The sequence below is a fragment of the Corynebacterium axilliensis genome, from assembly GCF_046097495.1.
Lineage (GTDB): Bacteria > Actinomycetota > Actinomycetes > Mycobacteriales > Mycobacteriaceae > Corynebacterium.
Genome location: NZ_CP175768.1, coordinates 1520712 through 1535975 on the forward strand (window position 1 = coordinate 1520712; position 15264 = coordinate 1535975).

Annotated in this window: 12 protein-coding genes; 8 read left to right on the forward strand and 4 right to left on the reverse strand. The window is 63.9% G+C overall.

All coding sequences use genetic code 11. From position 1 onward, the window contains the following. Nucleotides 1-19: 19 nt before the first annotated feature. The 4 genes from ppk2 to ACKFR8_RS07475 all read right to left on the reverse strand — a co-directional run bounded on the left by ppk2 (nucleotide 20) and on the right by ACKFR8_RS07475 (nucleotide 5849). Nucleotides 20-919: a polyphosphate kinase 2 gene (gene ppk2 / locus ACKFR8_RS07460; RefSeq protein ID WP_296133092.1), complete on the reverse strand. Its 900-nt coding sequence runs from the start codon at nucleotides 917-919 to the stop codon at nucleotides 20-22. A 354-nt stretch (nucleotides 920-1273) separates the two neighbouring features. Next, nucleotides 1274-1453 carry a PorH family porin gene (locus ACKFR8_RS07465; protein WP_306507636.1) on the reverse strand — a complete coding sequence of 60 codons (180 nt, stop codon included), beginning with the start codon at nucleotides 1451-1453 and terminating at the stop codon, nucleotides 1274-1276. A gap of 465 nt (nucleotides 1454-1918) precedes the next feature. Further along, on the reverse strand, nucleotides 1919-3562 hold the full coding sequence (gene groL / locus ACKFR8_RS07470) for a chaperonin GroEL (protein WP_306507635.1): 1644 nt from the start codon (nucleotides 3560-3562) through the stop codon (nucleotides 1919-1921). Between the two features lie 307 nt (nucleotides 3563-3869). Then, entirely contained in the window at nucleotides 3870-5849 is a 1980-nt protein-coding gene (locus ACKFR8_RS07475; protein ID WP_408929637.1) for an OPT family oligopeptide transporter, read from the reverse strand. Nucleotides 5850-5963: 114 nt separating this feature from the next. Here ACKFR8_RS07475 and ACKFR8_RS07480 point away from each other — a divergent pair, with 114 nt between their 5' ends. The 8 genes from ACKFR8_RS07480 (at nucleotide 5964) to ACKFR8_RS07515 (ending at nucleotide 15263) form a co-directional block, all read left to right on the forward strand. Beyond that, nucleotides 5964-7331 (forward strand): dipeptidase, encoded by a 1368-nt coding sequence (locus ACKFR8_RS07480; protein ID WP_408929638.1) that lies wholly within the window; start codon nucleotides 5964-5966, stop codon nucleotides 7329-7331. A gap of 252 nt (nucleotides 7332-7583) precedes the next feature. Then, nucleotides 7584-10529 (forward strand): Na+/H+ antiporter subunit A, encoded by a 2946-nt coding sequence (locus ACKFR8_RS07485; RefSeq protein WP_408929639.1) that lies wholly within the window; start codon nucleotides 7584-7586, stop codon nucleotides 10527-10529. Then, nucleotides 10529-11029: a Na(+)/H(+) antiporter subunit C gene (locus tag ACKFR8_RS07490; RefSeq protein WP_408929640.1), complete on the forward strand. Its 501-nt coding sequence runs from the start codon at nucleotides 10529-10531 to the stop codon at nucleotides 11027-11029. Before ACKFR8_RS07485 ends, ACKFR8_RS07490 begins: the two co-directional genes overlap by 1 nt. Next, on the forward strand, nucleotides 11022-12836 hold the full coding sequence (locus ACKFR8_RS07495) for a Na+/H+ antiporter subunit D (RefSeq protein WP_408929641.1): 1815 nt from the start codon (nucleotides 11022-11024) through the stop codon (nucleotides 12834-12836). The genes ACKFR8_RS07490 and ACKFR8_RS07495 overlap by 8 nt, the downstream gene beginning before the upstream one ends. Beyond that, nucleotides 12833-13351 carry a Na+/H+ antiporter subunit E gene (locus tag ACKFR8_RS07500; protein WP_408929642.1) on the forward strand — a complete coding sequence of 173 codons (519 nt, stop codon included), beginning with the start codon at nucleotides 12833-12835 and terminating at the stop codon, nucleotides 13349-13351. Before ACKFR8_RS07495 ends, ACKFR8_RS07500 begins: the two co-directional genes overlap by 4 nt. Then, nucleotides 13351-13623 (forward strand): monovalent cation/H+ antiporter complex subunit F, encoded by a 273-nt coding sequence (locus ACKFR8_RS07505; RefSeq protein WP_408929643.1) that lies wholly within the window; start codon nucleotides 13351-13353, stop codon nucleotides 13621-13623. The genes ACKFR8_RS07500 and ACKFR8_RS07505 overlap by 1 nt, the downstream gene beginning before the upstream one ends. Next, nucleotides 13620-14006, forward strand: a complete 387-nt coding sequence (locus ACKFR8_RS07510; RefSeq protein ID WP_408929644.1) for a monovalent cation/H(+) antiporter subunit G — start codon at nucleotides 13620-13622, stop codon at nucleotides 14004-14006. Before ACKFR8_RS07505 ends, ACKFR8_RS07510 begins: the two co-directional genes overlap by 4 nt. 18 nt (nucleotides 14007-14024) lie before the next feature. Next, nucleotides 14025-15263 carry a glycosyltransferase 87 family protein gene (locus tag ACKFR8_RS07515; protein ID WP_408929645.1) on the forward strand — a complete coding sequence of 413 codons (1239 nt, stop codon included), beginning with the start codon at nucleotides 14025-14027 and terminating at the stop codon, nucleotides 15261-15263. The last annotated feature ends 1 nt before the right edge of the window (nucleotide 15264 follow it).

Here is a 15264-nt window from a genome sequence, read left to right on the forward strand (position 1 = left end):
TTCCCGCAAAACGTAGGTCCTAATCGTCGATCTGGTCGCGACCGCGCTTGACAATCTTGTCATCCACCTGGCCCACCAGCTCGTGGTCCTTGCCCGTGTACTCGAACTTGGAGAGCACGTAGCGCATGGCGTTGATGCGGGCGCGCTTCTTGTCGTTGGACTTAATGGTGATCCACGGCGACTCATCCGTATCGGTGTAGCGGAACTGCTCTTCCTTGGCGCGGGTGTAATCGTCCCACTTGCCCAGGGACGCCAGGTCCATCGGGGACAGCTTCCACTGACGCACCGGGTCAATCTGGCGGATAGCGAAGCGAGTGCGCTGCTCCTTGCGGGTCACGGAGAACCACAGCTTGGTCAGCGAAATACCGGAGCCCAAGAGCATGTTCTCCAGCATCGGCACCTCACGGAGGAACTCCGCGTGCTGCGACTCGGTGCAGAAGCCCATGACGCGCTCGACACCAGAGCGGTTGTACCAAGAGCGGTCAAAGAAGACGATCTCGCCGCCGGACGGGAAGTGCTCGATGTAGCGCTGGAAGTACCACGAGGTAGACTCACGCGGGGACGGCTTCTCCAATGCGACGGTACGGGCACCGCGCGGGTTCAGGTGCTCGTTGAAGCGCTTGATGGTACCGCCCTTACCGGCGGCGTCACGGCCCTCAAAGATAATGATGTGGCGCTGGCCGGTTTCCTTGGTCCAGTTCTGCCACTTCAGCAGCTCGATCTGCAGGGCGCGCTTCAGAGGGTCGTACTCCTCACGCGTCATGCGCTCCTCGTACGGGTACTTCTCACGCCACGTCTCCACGGGCGAGCCGTCCGGCATGATTAGCGCCGGGTCGTCTTCATCAGTGTCATCAACGACGTAGCCGTCGGTCTGTGCAAGGTCGATCTCGGGGAGTTCGTCGTCTTTAATATCAGCCATGCCGCTAATTCTAACTGTGAACCACAGATCTGGCGCGCTAAATATTTCCGGTGGATCCCAATTCACCCCCACTTTCGGAGCCGTGGCAGACTACGGCGGAATTTACCGGTTTTGGATACGCGAAACCCCGCTGCCCAAAGCGGGTCAGCGGGGTTAAGGCTTAGTACTGCGTGAGCAGTGCAGTCTTACGGCAGCAGGCCGATCAGCTTGGAAGCGCCGGTAGCAGCGTCGCCGAGACCGTAAAGAACGTTAAGGATGACACCGAGAACGCCGGTGGAAGAAAGGGTACCCATTTTAAAACTCCTTGGGATTGAAAGTATGAAGTGGTCTTATTACGCCGTTAGGCGAATGTTCTTACTTGGAGGACATCCAGTCGAACTGCTCGGTCTTCGGAGCAGCCTCGAAGTCGTCGCCCAGCTGGACAGCGCCAGCAACGGTGTCGAAGGCCTTAGCGAAGCCGGTGAACAGCTTCTTGATGCCCTCGGCGAAGGTGCCGAAGTTGCCGAGCTGCTCGCCAATGAAGTTAAGATCCATTATGGTCTCCTCATGTGAAGTCCGGGTAAAGAATTTGCCCGGAGGGGTTTGCGGTTTGCAGACACCCTCTGCGGGCGTCACAAGACGTAATTTTGCCACACCTGCCCAACATTGCAAGCCCCAACGCCCAATTGTTGTGCCGTGATTTTTGCCGCTAAAGCACCCATAAAATAGCAATGTAATGTTAACCAAACGTTAACCTAACCAGCAGAAACGCCTTTAGCTGGTAAAACGCGGCTGTGTCGATATAATTTCACGGAATTCTTTGGCTCATACGTAACGCGCACCCCAGCGCCGACGATGATTATGTCTTTACAGGCTGAAAATTGAACCCGAAGTTTTCGGGCACACTCCCCAATTTACCCCTATGTGGGGCTACTTTTCCCGCCCGGAAGGTTTCAAGATCGCAACAGCTCCCCACGGCACCGCCGCGGGGAGCTGAAGTTCTGCTATGGGTACGAGCGCTTAGAAGCCCATGCCGCCCATGGCGTCAGCATCCGGCATCTGCTGAGCACCGGCCGGCTCCGGCTTGTCAGCCACAACCGCCTCGGTGGTCAGGAACAGAGCCGCGATGGAGGCCGCGTTCTGCAGAGCAGAGCGGGTAACCTTCACCGGGTCGTTGATGCCCTCAGCCATGAGGTCCACGTACTCGCCGGAGGCAGCGTTGAGGCCCTGGCCAGCCGGCAGGGACGCAACCTTGTCAGCAACCACGCCCGGCTCCAGGCCAGCGTTGTGCGCGATCTGCTTCAGCGGTGCGGACAGCGCCTCGCGGACGATCTTCACGCCGGTGGCCTCGTCACCGGTGAGGTCGGAGAGGGAATCCAAGACGTCGGCAGCCTGCAGCAGGGCCACGCCACCACCGGCGACGATGCCCTCCTCCACGGCAGCCTTAGCGTTGCGCACAGCGTCCTCGATGCGGTGCTTGCGCTCCTTGAGCTCGACCTCGGTAGCAGCACCGACCTTAAGGACTGCAACGCCGCCGGCCAGCTTGGCCAGGCGCTCCTGCAGCTTCTCGCGGTCGTAGTCGGAGTCGGAGTTCTCGATCTCGGCGCGGATCTGCTTGATGCGGCCGTCGATCTGCTCCTGGGAACCGGCACCCTGGACGATGGTGGTCTCATCCTTGGTCACGACAACCTTGCGGGCTTGGCCCAGGTACTCGATCTCGGCGGTCTCGAGGGAGAGGCCGACCTCCTCGGAGATGACCTGGCCGCCGGTGAGGATAGCCATGTCCTGCAGGGTGGCCTTGCGGCGGTCACCGAAGCCCGGTGCCTTAACAGCCACGGACTTGAAGGTGCCGCGGATCTTGTTGACCACGAGGGTGGACAGAGCCTCGCCCTCAACGTCCTCGGCGATGATGAGCAGCGGCTTGCCGGTCTGCATGACCTTCTCCAGCAGCGGGACGAGGTCCTTGATGTTGGAGATCTTGGAGGAGACGAGCAGGATGTACGGATCCTCCAGGACAGCCTCCTGGCGCTCCATGTCGGTGGCGAAGTAGCCGGAGATGTAGCCCTTGTCGAAGCGCATGCCCTCAGTAACCTCGAGGTCCACGCCGAAGGTGTTGGACTCCTCCACGGTGATGACGGAGTCCTTGTTCACGGAGCCGTTGCCCACGGTGTACATCGCCTCAGCGATCTTCTCACCGATAGCCGGGTCCGCAGCGGAGATGCCGGCGGTGGTAGCGATCTGCTCCTGGGTCTCTACTTCCTTGGCGGAAGCCAGCAGGGAGTCCACAACCTTCTTGGTAGCGGTCTCGATGCCGCGCTTGATGCCCATCGGGTTGGAGCCGGCGGCGACGTTGCGCAGGCCTTCGCGAACCAGTGCCTGTGCCAGGACGGTAGCGGTGGTGGTGCCGTCGCCCGCGACGTCATCGGTCTTCTTGGCAACTTCCTTAACCAGCTCAGCGCCGATCTTCTCGTACGGGTCCTCGAGCTCGATCTCGCGCGCGATGGACACACCGTCGTTAGTAATGGTCGGGGCGCCCCAGGACTTCTCCAGGACGACGTTGCGGCCCTTGGGGCCGAGGGTGACCTTGACGGCGTCGGCCAGCGTGTTCAGACCACGCTCGAGGCCGCGACGTGCCTCTTCATCGAAGGCAATGATCTTTGCCATGTGTTTGTGCTCCTTAAGCTTTGTTGAGGACGACACTCACGTCGGATCTATGACGGACGCCCGCGACGGCACGGCTGGCGAGTGTTCTCCAGCCCCAACCACATAGATGACTCTGATTTATTTCTGGCACTTGCCAAGCGGAAGTGCTAGCGACCATTCTGGCACTCTCCCCCACCGACTGCAAGGTTCAACACGAACGCTATAAGCGAACGGGCGGTGCTTGCGCACCGCCCGCGACTACCTCCGCCGAACAACCGGCGTGGGTAAGTAAGTAGGTATGTGAGTTAAGGGAATAAGAAAGGTTGCCCTACTTCTCCGCAACCGCCTTCTTCGAGGTCCACTTGTAAGACACCGTGATGGCGGCGATGAAGAGCACAACACCGATCACCTTGGCAGAGGTTCCGCCCTCGAAGATTTCCAGCGGGGAATCGCCGCCGGAGGCCGCGATGATGGCCGCGTTGACCACGCCGAACAGGGACTCACCCACGATGAGGCCGGTGGCCAGCAGCGTGCCCATGCGCTTGACAAAGTCCGGGTTGGACTGGCGGGCCGACCAGCGGTTGTACACGTAGCCCAGGATGGCACCAATAGGCACCACGATGGTGATGGCGGCCGGCAGGTACATGCCCATGCCCACGGCCAGCGGGGACAGGGAGTACTTGTCCGTGAACTTGCGCAGGCACTCATCGATCACGATGATGACGGCGCCAATCGCCGCGCCTAGGCCGATGAGGTCCCACGGCAGAGAGCTATCGAAGATACCGGAGGCCACCGAGGACATCAGGGCTGCCTGCGGGGCGGCCAGGGCATCCTCGCCGGCGCCCTCCATTCCCTGGAAGCCGAAGCCGGTGAGCATGATCTGCAGGATCGGCGGGATGACCAGGGAGCCGAAGAGGACACCAATGATGAGCGCGACCTGCTGCTTCCAGGGCGTAGCTCCGACCAGCTGGCCGGTCTTGAGGTCCTGAAGGTTGTCGTTAGAGATGGTGGCGATGCCGAAAACAATCGCCGCGGTAAACAGCGTGTAGGCCACGAGGGACAGCGGCTCGGCGTCAGTGCCGCGAGTCACCAGCGCGATGATGAGCGCGGCGACGATGACGGCGATAATGCCAATGGAGGAAATCGGCGAGTTCGACGCACCGATAAGGCCCGCCATGTAGCCGCACACCGAGGCGATGACGAGACCCACCAGCAGCGTAAAGAGCACAGACACGGTAATGAGCACCGCCATGTGCTCGTGAATATCGGTGCCGCGCACGAAGTTCCACAGCAGCAGGCCGATGGGGATCATGAGGGCAACGATGGTGCCAATGACGTAGGGCGCCGGAATGTCGCGCTCCTCCACGTCCACCTGCTGGCCGCTCTTGCGGTTGCGGGAGGAAGCGAAAGACTCCGCCATGCCCTTAGCAATCGGACCGGCAATCTTGATCAACGTCCACACGGCCGCAATGGCCATGGTGCCCACGCCGATGAAGCGGATGCGGCCGGAGAACACGCTATCCACGGTGTCCATAAGGGTGGCCGGATCTCCCAGGGCCTCACCACCGGTGAGGATGGGCAGCAGAATCAGGTAGGAGATGACCACGCCGACGAGCATGGCGATACCCACCGCCAGGCCCACCAGGTGGCCCACGCCGATGAGCGCCAGGGACAGCGAGGAGCCCAGGGTGGTGGCACCGGAGCCGAGCTTGAAGTACGCCGCGACTTCCGACGCCGCCGCCTTCATCGCTGCCAGCAGCGCCATCACGGCAGACAGGATGCCGCCGAAGACGATGACGTGCAGGCCCTTGGCGTTTTCCTCGTGGGCAACATCGCCCTCCACACCGGAGCTATCGCCCACCTTGAGGACCTCGGCCGCGGCCACGCCCTCCGGGTACGGCAGGTCGGAGCCGGTCACCAGGGCGCGGCGCAGCGGGATGGAGTACATCACGCCCAGCACACCGCCGATGGCGCACACCGCCGCGGTATCGACGAAGGAGAAGCCCTGCCAGTAGCCCACCATCACCAGGCCTGGGAGCACGAAGATGATGGCGGACAGGGTGCCGGCGGCCGATGCGATGGTCTGCACAATGTTGTTTTCCTTGACATTGTGACCGGCAAAGCGGCGCAGCACGGCCATGGAGATCACCGCAGCCGGGATGGAGGTGGCGAACGTCAGACCCACCTTGAGGCCCAGATAGACGTTGGCCGCGGTAAAAATCAGCGTGATGAGTCCACCGATGATGATGCCGCGCAGCGTGAGCTCGCGGAGCGTGGACTGGGAACCTTCGGCGGTGGTAGTCGCCATGTCAGGTCCTTTCTAATGCAATATGGAGTGAACCTTAGAAAGTCTAGTATGCCGCGGCCGCTACACCTAGCCAGTAGGCCCGGCGCCCAGCCCGCACAGGGTACGTTGGAAGCCATGAGCAACATTTCTGAATTCATCGCTTCCGACCGCGAGAACATCTTTAGCCAGCTCAAGGAGCTGGTGTCCTTCAACTCCGTGCACAACGAGCCGGGCTTGGAAGACCAGACTGCCAAGGCCGCTGAGTGGGTCAGCAACGCCCTGTCTACTGCGGGCCTTGAGCCGCAGTCCATCACTACTGCCGATGGCTCCACCGCCATCCTGGCCACCCGCCCGGGCAAGGAGGGCGCGAAGACGGTGCTGCTCTACTCGCACTACGACGTTGTCCCCGCCGGCAACCCGGAGGCGTGGGAGTCGGATCCGTTTACCCTCACCGAGCGCAATGGCCGTTGGTACGGCCGCGGCGCCGCTGACTGCAAGGGCAACGTGGCCATGCACCTGGCGGCCCTGCGCGCCCTAGATGCGAATGGCGGCACCGACCTCAACCTCACCGTCCTCATCGAGGGCTCCGAGGAGCGCGGCGGCGAGGGCCTGTCCGCACTCATTGAGGAGCGCCCGGAGCTGTTCGCTGCCGACGCCATCCTGATCGCCGATGCCGGCAACGCCAAGGCGGGCGTGCCGACGTTGACCACCTCCCTGCGCGGTGGCTCCCAGATCAACGTTAAGGTCTCCACCCTCAACTCGGCGGTGCACTCCGGCCAGTTCGGCGGCGCGGCTCCCGACGCCGTCAAGGCTCTCATGCGCGCGCTGGACTCCCTGACGGATGAGTACGGCCGGACGACTATCGACGGCGTCGATTGTGACGGCACCTGGCCCCTCGCCGCCGGCCAGGACACCGCCTACACCGAGGAGGACTTCCGCGCCGACGCGCAGATGCTCGACGGCACCGAGGTCATGGGTGCCCACGACCCTGCAGGCGCCACCGCCATCGCGGACCTCATCTGGGCCCGCCCGGCCATCACCGTGACTGGCTTTACCTCTACCCCGGTGGCAGAAGCCGTCAACGCGGTGCCGGCAACCGCGGAGGCCAACCTGAACCTGCGCACCCCGGCCACCATGGACCCGCAGGCCACCGCGGAAGCCGTGGCAGAGCACCTCAAGCAGCACGTCCCGTTCGGCGCACACATCGAGGTCACCATCCTGGAAGCCAACCTGGGCTTCGAGACGGACCCGGAGAAGCCCGCCGTAGCGTTGCTGGGCCAGTGCCTGGGTGAGGCCTACGGTTCCGAGGCCATCACGCAGGGCATGGGCGGTTCCATCCCGCTGACCGTGGAGTTGCAGGGCAAGCACCCCAGCGCTGAGATTGCTCTGTTTGGTGTGGAGGAGCCGCAGGCCACCATCCACTCCGCCAACGAGTCCGTGGACCCGAACGAGATTGAGAAGATTGCCGTTGCGGAGGCGCTCTTCCTGCAGCGTTTCCAGTAACGCGCTCTGCACAAACTCTGCGCCCACACCGCATCCGCCCAGGAGCCGCCCAGTACCTGCCAGGTATCTGCTCGGTATGTGCTCGGCATCCGGCCCTGCGGAAAGTCTGTAGGCGCACCATATATAACTGTATGAACCCAGAATGTGAAAACCGGCTTTCCTGTCTGTACTGTGAGCACTAGTACTTCCTGCTCATTCGTGCAGCGGGATTAGCCGGTTTTCAATTTTGCAAAGGACGCCCCTACTAGCACCGTGCTCATCCTTTTTTGCGCCCTGGTTCTTACCACCATCGCCGCTCCGTTTCTCATCTTTTCTCTCGGCCGGCGGGCCTTTGGTCTGCTCGCAATGGTGCCCGCCGTCGGTTTCTTTTGGGTGCTGCGCCAGCTGACCGAGGGCACGCTACGCGAAGGCCATCAGCTAGCCTTCGACGCCGAGTGGATGCCCGCCGTCCATCTGGACATCAGCTTCCGCATGGACGCGCTCTCAGCGCTATTCAGCCTGATCATCTTGGGCGTGGGCGCGCTCGTGCTCATCTACTGTTGGGGCTACTTTGACCACTCGCCGCGGCGTCTGGCACTATTCGGCGCGCAGATGGTGGGCTTTGCCACCGCCATGTACGGCCTGGTCATCTCGGACAACTTCCTGCTGCTCTACGTCTTCTGGGAAATCACCTCCTTGCTGTCCTTCCTCTTGGTCAGCTACTACGGCGAGCGCGCGTCCTCCCGGCGCGCCGCGCAGCAGGCGCTCATGGTCACCGTGTTGGGCGGCTTGGCCATGCTCATGGGCATCATCCTGCTCGGCCGGCAGACCGGCGCGTGGTGCTTTACTGACATCGCCGCCGCCGAGGACCTAGCCAACACCCCATACCTCACCGTGGCCATCGTGCTCATCCTGTGCGGTGCGCTGTCCAAGTCCGCGATCGCGCCGGCGCACTTCTGGCTGCCGGGCGCCATGGCCGCCCCGACCCCGGTCTCGGCCTACCTGCACTCGGCCGCGATGGTGAAGGCGGGTATCTATCTCGTCGCGCGCCTGGCTCCCTCGGTGCACGAGGTCACCACCTGGCACCTCGTCGTCGTCCCGCTCGGCGCGTTCACCATGCTGCTGGGCGGCTGGATGGCGCTCAAGCAGCGCGATCTCAAGCTCATCCTGGCCTACGGCACGGTCTCCCAGCTGGGTTTTATCACCGCCGTCATTGCCATCGGCTCCCGCGAGGCCATGCACGCGGGCCTAGCGCTGACCTTTGCGCACTCGCTGTTCAAGGCCGCGCTGTTCATGATCGTCGGTGCGATTGACCATACGGCGGGAACCCGAGACATCGGCAAGCTGGCGGGCCTGGGCAAGCAGAAGCCGGGCCTGTACATCCTGGCTATCCTGCCCGCGATGTCGATGGCGGGCGTCCCGCCGTTGCTGGGGTTTGTGTCCAAGGAGTCAACGCTCGAGGCCATCATGCATGAAGAGCTCTTGGTGGGCATGCCGCGCAACCTGCTGCTCGCGGCCGTCGTAGCCGGCTCCGCGCTGACCATGGCCTATGCGCTGCGCTTTTTGTGGGGTGCGTTCTCCTCCAAGGGCCAGGAGGAGCCTTCCGAGGCCGTAGCCGCCATGCATCCGGTGGCCCCCTTCCTGTGGCTGCCGCCGGCGGCGCTCACGCTGCTCACCATCTTCTTCGGTGTCCAGCCCACCCCGCTGGATCACGGCATTACCCAGCACCTGGACAACACCTTCGATGTCGAAAAGGGCTCCCACCTGGCGCTGTGGCACGGCTGGACCGTCGCGCTGCTGCTCTCCGCGGTGATCATCGCCGCCGGTGTGATCCTGCACTGGCAGCGCAAGGCACTGGCCAAGGCTCAGTTCGCCTACCCGGCGCTGGGTTCGGCGGACAAGGCCTACGACGCCGTCATTAACTACCTGCGCCAGCTGTCCCTGCGCACCACTGCCTCCACGCAGCGCGGTTCCCTGCAGCTGAACCTCACCATCATTTTTGCCACGCTCATGGTGCTGCCGGTGGCTATGCTCATTCGCGGCGACCTCACGGATGTGCACATGATTGTGGCCGACAATCCGTGGCAGGCTATGGCCGCGGTCGTCATCATCATCGCGGCGGTGACCGCCACGGTGCTGGATAACCGCCTCTCCGGAGTCATCCTCGTCGGCACCACCGGCTACGGGCTGGCCTTCATCTTCGCCCTGCATGGTGCCCCGGACCTGGCGCTCACGCAGCTGCTGGTGGAGACCATCGTCATGGTGCTCTTCATGCTGGTATTGCGCCGCATGCCGGCCTCCACCGAGTGGAAGCAGGACCCGAAGATGGGCCGCCTGCGCGCCTGGCTGGCCGTGGGCCTGGGTCTCACGGTGACCATGGTGGGCATGTTCGCCGTCAACGCGCGGCGCGAGGAGCCGATCTCCCAGTTCATGCCGGATCTGGCCAAGGAGATTGGCCACGGTGCTAACACCGTCAATGTGCTGCTAGTGGACCTGCGCGCGTGGGACACCTTCGGTGAAATCACCGTCCTTATCATCGCCGCCACCGGCATTGCCTCCCTCATCTACCGCACCCAGTCCTTTACCCGCGAATCCCGGCGGCCCACCTTGCGCGCCACTGGCCGTCGTTGGCTGGCCGCCGGGGCGGAATCGGAGAAGGCACTCAACCGCTCCCTCATGGTGGACGTGAGCACCCGCCTGCTCTTCCCGTCCATGATGGCGCTGTCGCTGTACTTCTTCTTCTCCGGCCACAACGCACCGGGCGGCGGCTTCGCCGGCGGTCTCGTGGCCGCCCTGGCGCTCATCCTGCGCTACCTGGCCGGTGGGCGCGCGGAGCTGGAGGAGGCGCTGCCTATCGACGGCGGACGCACCATGGCCGTGGGCCTACTGTTCTCCCTAGGCGCGGTGGTCACGCCGATGTTCTTCGGACACCCGCCGCTCACTACGGCCTACACCAAGCTGCCCATCCCGCTCATCGGCGATGTGTCGCTGCCCTCGGCGCTGATTTTCGACGCCGGCGTGTACCTCATCGTCGTCGGCCTCACCCTCTGCGTGCTCTCCTCCTTGGGCGCCAAGCTGGATGAGGAAGAGGACATGCGTAAGCAGCGCGCCCGCGACCGTGCCCGGTCGCTGGCCCGACGCAACCAGGAAAAGAAAGCGGCGAATGCCACGAACTCTGCACAGTCCAGTGCCCGTTCCACCGAAGGGAGCAACGCCTAATGGATGCTAATCTCATGCTCCTGCTGGCCGCAGGAACGCTCTGCGGCGCAGGTGTCTACCTCCTGCTGGATCGCGCCATGACCAAGATGCTGCTCGGCATCCTGCTGCTGGGCAACGGCGCCAACCTCTTCATGCTGATGGCGGGCGGCCGAGCGGGCTCGCCGCCTATCGATGGCCGCACGTCCGCGCCCTACGGCGAGGAAATCGCCGATCCGCTGGCGCAGGCCATGATCCTCACGGCCATCGTCATCTCCATGGCCATGACCGGATTCATCCTTACCCTGGCCTACCGCCAATACCGTTACCGCTCGGCCGACGTCATTGAGGACGACACCGAGGACACCGCCATTGCGGCCATTGCCTCGCGCCCGGGTAACGCCGCCGCGGCGCCGGACCACGATGCATCCAGCGACCCGTCCACCGGCCGCGCCACCAAGGCGGGCGACAAGTTTGGCCCCGAGTTCTTCGAGGCACCGGTGAAGGAGGCCAACGATGACTGAGACCATCCAGCCCGTCGTTGACGCGCTGCTGCCCTACATCAGCTACCTCATCCCGCTGCCGATCATCATCCCGGCCATCGCGGCGGCCCTGGCCATCCTGTGTGCCCGCAGCGCCACGGCCCAGCGCCAGATCGCGTTCTTCTCGCTGCTGCTGCTCGCGGCGGTCAACGCCACGCTCATCTTCATCGCGGATACCACCGGCATTCAGACCCTGCAGGTCGGTGGCTGGGACGCCCCGGTGGGCATCACTCTGGTGGCGGATCGGCTGTCCACGGTGATGCTCTTTACCTCCTCCGTCGTGCTCTTCAGCGTGATGTGGTACGGCATCTCCCAGGGCGTGCGCGACGGCATAAAGGACGAGCCCGTGGCGGTGTTCCTGCCCACTTACATGCTGCTCACCATGGGCGTGAACGTGTCCTTCCTGGCGGGCGACCTGTTCAACCTCTACGTGGGCTTCGAGATCTTCCTCGTGGCCTCCTACGTGCTGCTCACCCTGGGTGCCTCCCCGGCCCGCGTGCGCGCCGGCGTGGGCTACGTCATGGTGTCCATGGCCTCCTCTCTGATCTTCGTGCTGGCCTTGGGCTACGTCTACGCCACGGTGGGCACCATGAACATGGCGCAGATTGGCATCCGCATGGAGGACGTCCCGGAGGGCACGCGCACCGCAGTCTTCTCCGTCCTCCTCATCGCCTTCGGCATCAAGGCGGCCATCTTCCCTCTGGACGCGTGGCTGCCGGACTCCTACCCCACCGCGCCGTCCCTCGTCACCGCGGTCTTCGCCGGTCTGCTGACCAAGGTGGGCGTGTACGCCATCATCCGCGCGCGCACCTCCATCTTCACCAGCGGCGGCTTGGACACGCTGCTCATGTGGGTGGCGCTGGCTACCATGCTGGTGGGTATCCTGGGCGCGATTGCGCAGTCCGATATCAAGCGTTTGCTGTCCTTTACCCTGGTCAGCCACATCGGCTACATGATCTTCGGCGTGGCGCTGGGCACCGCGCAGGGCCTGTCGGGCGCCATCTTCTACGCCGTGCACCACATTCTGGTGCAGACCACGCTCTTCCTCGTCGTGGGCCTGGTCGAGCGCCAGGCGGGTACTTCCTCCCTGCGCCGGCTGGGATCGCTCATCTACAGCGCGCCGCTCATCGCCATCCTGTACTTCATCCCGGCGATCAACCTGGGCGGCATCCCGCCGTTCTCCGGCTTCCTGGGCAAGGTGTTGCTCCTGCAGGCAGGCGCAAACGAGGGCTCGTGGCTGTCGTGGGTTCTCATCGCCGGCGCGATCATCACCTCCCTGCTCACGCTCTACGTCATGATCCTGGTGTGGGCCAAGGGCTTCCTGCGGGACCGCGGCGACGCCCCGGAAGGCCACCTGGCCATGGCCCGGCCCTCTACTCTGGGCGAGGTCACCGAGTACGTCGAGCTGGATGAGCGTGCCGACGTGGGCCGCCTGCCGTTCGGCATGCTGGCCTCGACGTCACTTTTGGTACTCGCCTCCGTCTCGATGACGTTCCTGGCCGGCCCCATCTCCGCGGTGACGGGCAGGGCGGCTACCTCGGCGCAGGATGGCTCCATCTATCGCTACGCCGTGTTGGGTGACAACGCCGACAATCCGACTCGCCACTTGGATCCGAAGGACCGCTACGACGGCGGCGCGGACTCGCTAGAGCACCGCGGCGGTCCGGAGTCGGAGCCGGGGACCACGGAGGCGTCGCCAAGCACTGCACCCTCCACCCCGCCGTCGCAGTCCTCGCCCCCGCCGCTGCCCACCAGCGTGGGCACTGCCGAAAAGGAGGTGTCCCGATGAAGCTTTCAGGAGTAAAGCACCGCTTCCGCCCGTGGTTCATCGTGTGGCTGACCATCATGTGGTGCCTGCTCATGGGCGAGCTCACCGTGGCCAACCTGGTCGGCGGCCTGCTGGTGGGCATCTTTATCGTTTTCGCGCTGCCGCTGCCGGCCATGCCGGTCTCGGGCATCTCCATTAGTTGGGGCCGGCTGGTGGCCTTCGGCTCGCGCTGGTTTGTGGAGCTCATTCACGCCTCCCTCAGGGTGGGCTGGCTGGCGGTGCGGCCCAAGCCGGTGCCGAAGACGGCCATTATCCAGATGCCCATGCGCGTGGAGAATGAGTTCATCCTGTCCCTGGCCGTGAGCCTGTACAACCTGCAGCCGGGCGGCACCATTTCCGATATCGATATTGCCAACCGCATGCTCACCATCCACCTTTTGTCCGCCGACTCTGAGGGCGACCTGGAGCGGGAAACCGCGGCCGTGCGCCGGCTGGAGGCGGACATGATCGCCATCTTCGAAAGGAGCCATTCCTGATGGATACAGATGTCTACAACATCTTCCTCACCGTGGCCGCCGGCATCCTGGTGGTAGCGTTTCTCATCACCACGTGGCGCATCGTCGTCGGCCCCAACTCGCTGGACCGCCTGGTGGGCGTGGACGGTTTCGTAGCCATGGCGCAGTGCGCGATGGCTACCTACATGTGCTGGACGCTGGATACCACGGTGTCCAACGCCATGCTCGTCGTGGCGCTTCTGGGCTTTATCTCTACCGTCTCCGTGACGCGCTTTAGGAAGAGGGATTCATGAGTTACGAATTTATTGCTGATGTTGCCTCCCTGATCCTCATCTTCGCCGGCTCCCTGCTCATCCTGACCGCCGCCGTGGGCATGGTGCGGTTCCAGGACACGATGTCGCGCGTGCACGCCATCTCCAAGCCGCAGACCACCGGGCTCATCTTCACCATTGTGGGGGCAATCATCAAGGTGACCGGATCTCAAGATTTCAGCGCGGCTGAGCGTGGCGATCTGGGCATCCTCATCCTGCTGGTACTGTTTGCAATGATTACCAGCCCGGTGACCGCCCAGAGGACCTCCCGCATCGCGCGCCGTGAGGGCCTGTACGGCACGCCGGAGTCGATGTCGCGCAACGAGAGACCAGCTACGCGCCCGCTGCGCCGTAAGAAGGATTAGCACCAAGGAGGATCCGCCGTGAAGAAGCTGTATGGCGCGACCACCATGTTCGCCATACTGGCCGCACTGGTTGCGGTGATGGCATACAAGTTCAGCCAATACGATGGCCCTCACGCCTTCACCTTCATCCTCCCCTTCGACCTGTCCATCTACCGGATGGCGGGCCAGGACCTTCTCGACGGCGGCCTGCTGTACGACGCCCCCTATATCTTCAACTTCCCCTTCACCTACCCGCCGTTTGCCGGCGTGCTCTTCATGGTGCTGCCGCTGTTGAGCAAGGACGTCCTCACGGTCCTGTGGCCGGCGCTCATGTTCGCCGCGCTGCTGGCGATCATCATCATGATCTTCCGCGAGCGCGGGCTGAAGATGACCCCGGCCGCCTGCCTCATCGCGGCGCTGCTGACCGCCCTGACCCCGGCCAACGAGGCGATTCACGGCTCGCTCTACTACGGCCAGATCAACGTCTTCCTCATGCTGCTCGTCGCCTTCGACCTGCTGCCCATCAAGCGCCGCTTGCCCGGCGTGGGCATCGGCCTGGCTGCCGGCATCAAGCTCACCCCGGCCTACATGGGCCTAGCACTACTCTTTGAGAAGCGCTGGTGGGCGGCCGCGGGGTCTGTCATCACGTTCTTTGTCACCGTGGCCATCGGCTTCCTGGTGGTGCCGGACGCGCTCGACTTCTGGACCGATGCCATGTTCAACTCCTCCCGCGTGGGTGAGCACGATAACCCGGGCGCGAAGTCCCTGCGCTCCCTGATGTTCCGCCAGCTGGACATCGACGGCGGCTTCTGGTGGATCCTGGCGGTGGCCGTGGTCTTCGCCCTGACCTGCCTGGCGCTGCGCACCGCGTACCTGCGCGGCAATCGCTCCGCCGCCCTGGCCATCACCGGCCTGAGCACCTGCCTGGTCTCCCCGTTCTCCTGGTACCACCACTTCGTGTGGACCATCCCCTTCGGCATCTGGATCTTCGTCGAGGCCAACCAGGCCGTGGGCAAGCGCCTGTCGGGCACAGCCGGCGCCCAGCTCGCCGGCCTGGCGGGCGTGGCCGCGCTGGTGCTGGTGGAGCTGCCGTTTGTCTCCGTGCCGGTGTGGTTCACCATGTCCTCGGCCAACTTGGACGTGACCACCACCCTGCAGCCGTGGGCGACGTGCCTGTGGACACTGTCCTGCGTGGCCTACATTGCGGCCTACGCCGTGTGGGGATTCATCGCGCCGCGCCACCCGCAGGGCACGGCCGTTCCGGCGTCGAAGAAGTAGG

Excerpts from the sequence above, each read along its gene's own strand:
- ppk2 (WP_296133092.1), bottom strand. The coding sequence starts at position 919 with ATGGCTGATATTAAAGACGACGAACTCCCCGAGATCGACCTTGCACAG.
- ACKFR8_RS07465 (WP_306507636.1), bottom strand. The coding sequence starts at position 1,453 with ATGGATCTTAACTTCATTGGCGAGCAGCTCGGCAACTTCGGCACCTTC.
- groL (WP_306507635.1), bottom strand. The coding sequence starts at position 3,562 with ATGGCAAAGATCATTGCCTTCGATGAAGAGGCACGTCGCGGCCTCGAG.
- ACKFR8_RS07475 (WP_408929637.1), bottom strand. The coding sequence starts at position 5,849 with ATGGCGACTACCACCGCCGAAGGTTCCCAGTCCACGCTCCGCGAGCTC.
- ACKFR8_RS07480 (WP_408929638.1), top strand. The coding sequence starts at position 5,964 with ATGAGCAACATTTCTGAATTCATCGCTTCCGACCGCGAGAACATCTTT.
- ACKFR8_RS07490 (WP_408929640.1), top strand. The coding sequence starts at position 10,529 with ATGGATGCTAATCTCATGCTCCTGCTGGCCGCAGGAACGCTCTGCGGC.
- ACKFR8_RS07495 (WP_408929641.1), top strand. The coding sequence starts at position 11,022 with ATGACTGAGACCATCCAGCCCGTCGTTGACGCGCTGCTGCCCTACATC.
- ACKFR8_RS07500 (WP_408929642.1), top strand. The coding sequence starts at position 12,833 with ATGAAGCTTTCAGGAGTAAAGCACCGCTTCCGCCCGTGGTTCATCGTG.
- ACKFR8_RS07505 (WP_408929643.1), top strand. The coding sequence starts at position 13,351 with ATGGATACAGATGTCTACAACATCTTCCTCACCGTGGCCGCCGGCATC.
- ACKFR8_RS07510 (WP_408929644.1), top strand. The coding sequence starts at position 13,620 with ATGAGTTACGAATTTATTGCTGATGTTGCCTCCCTGATCCTCATCTTC.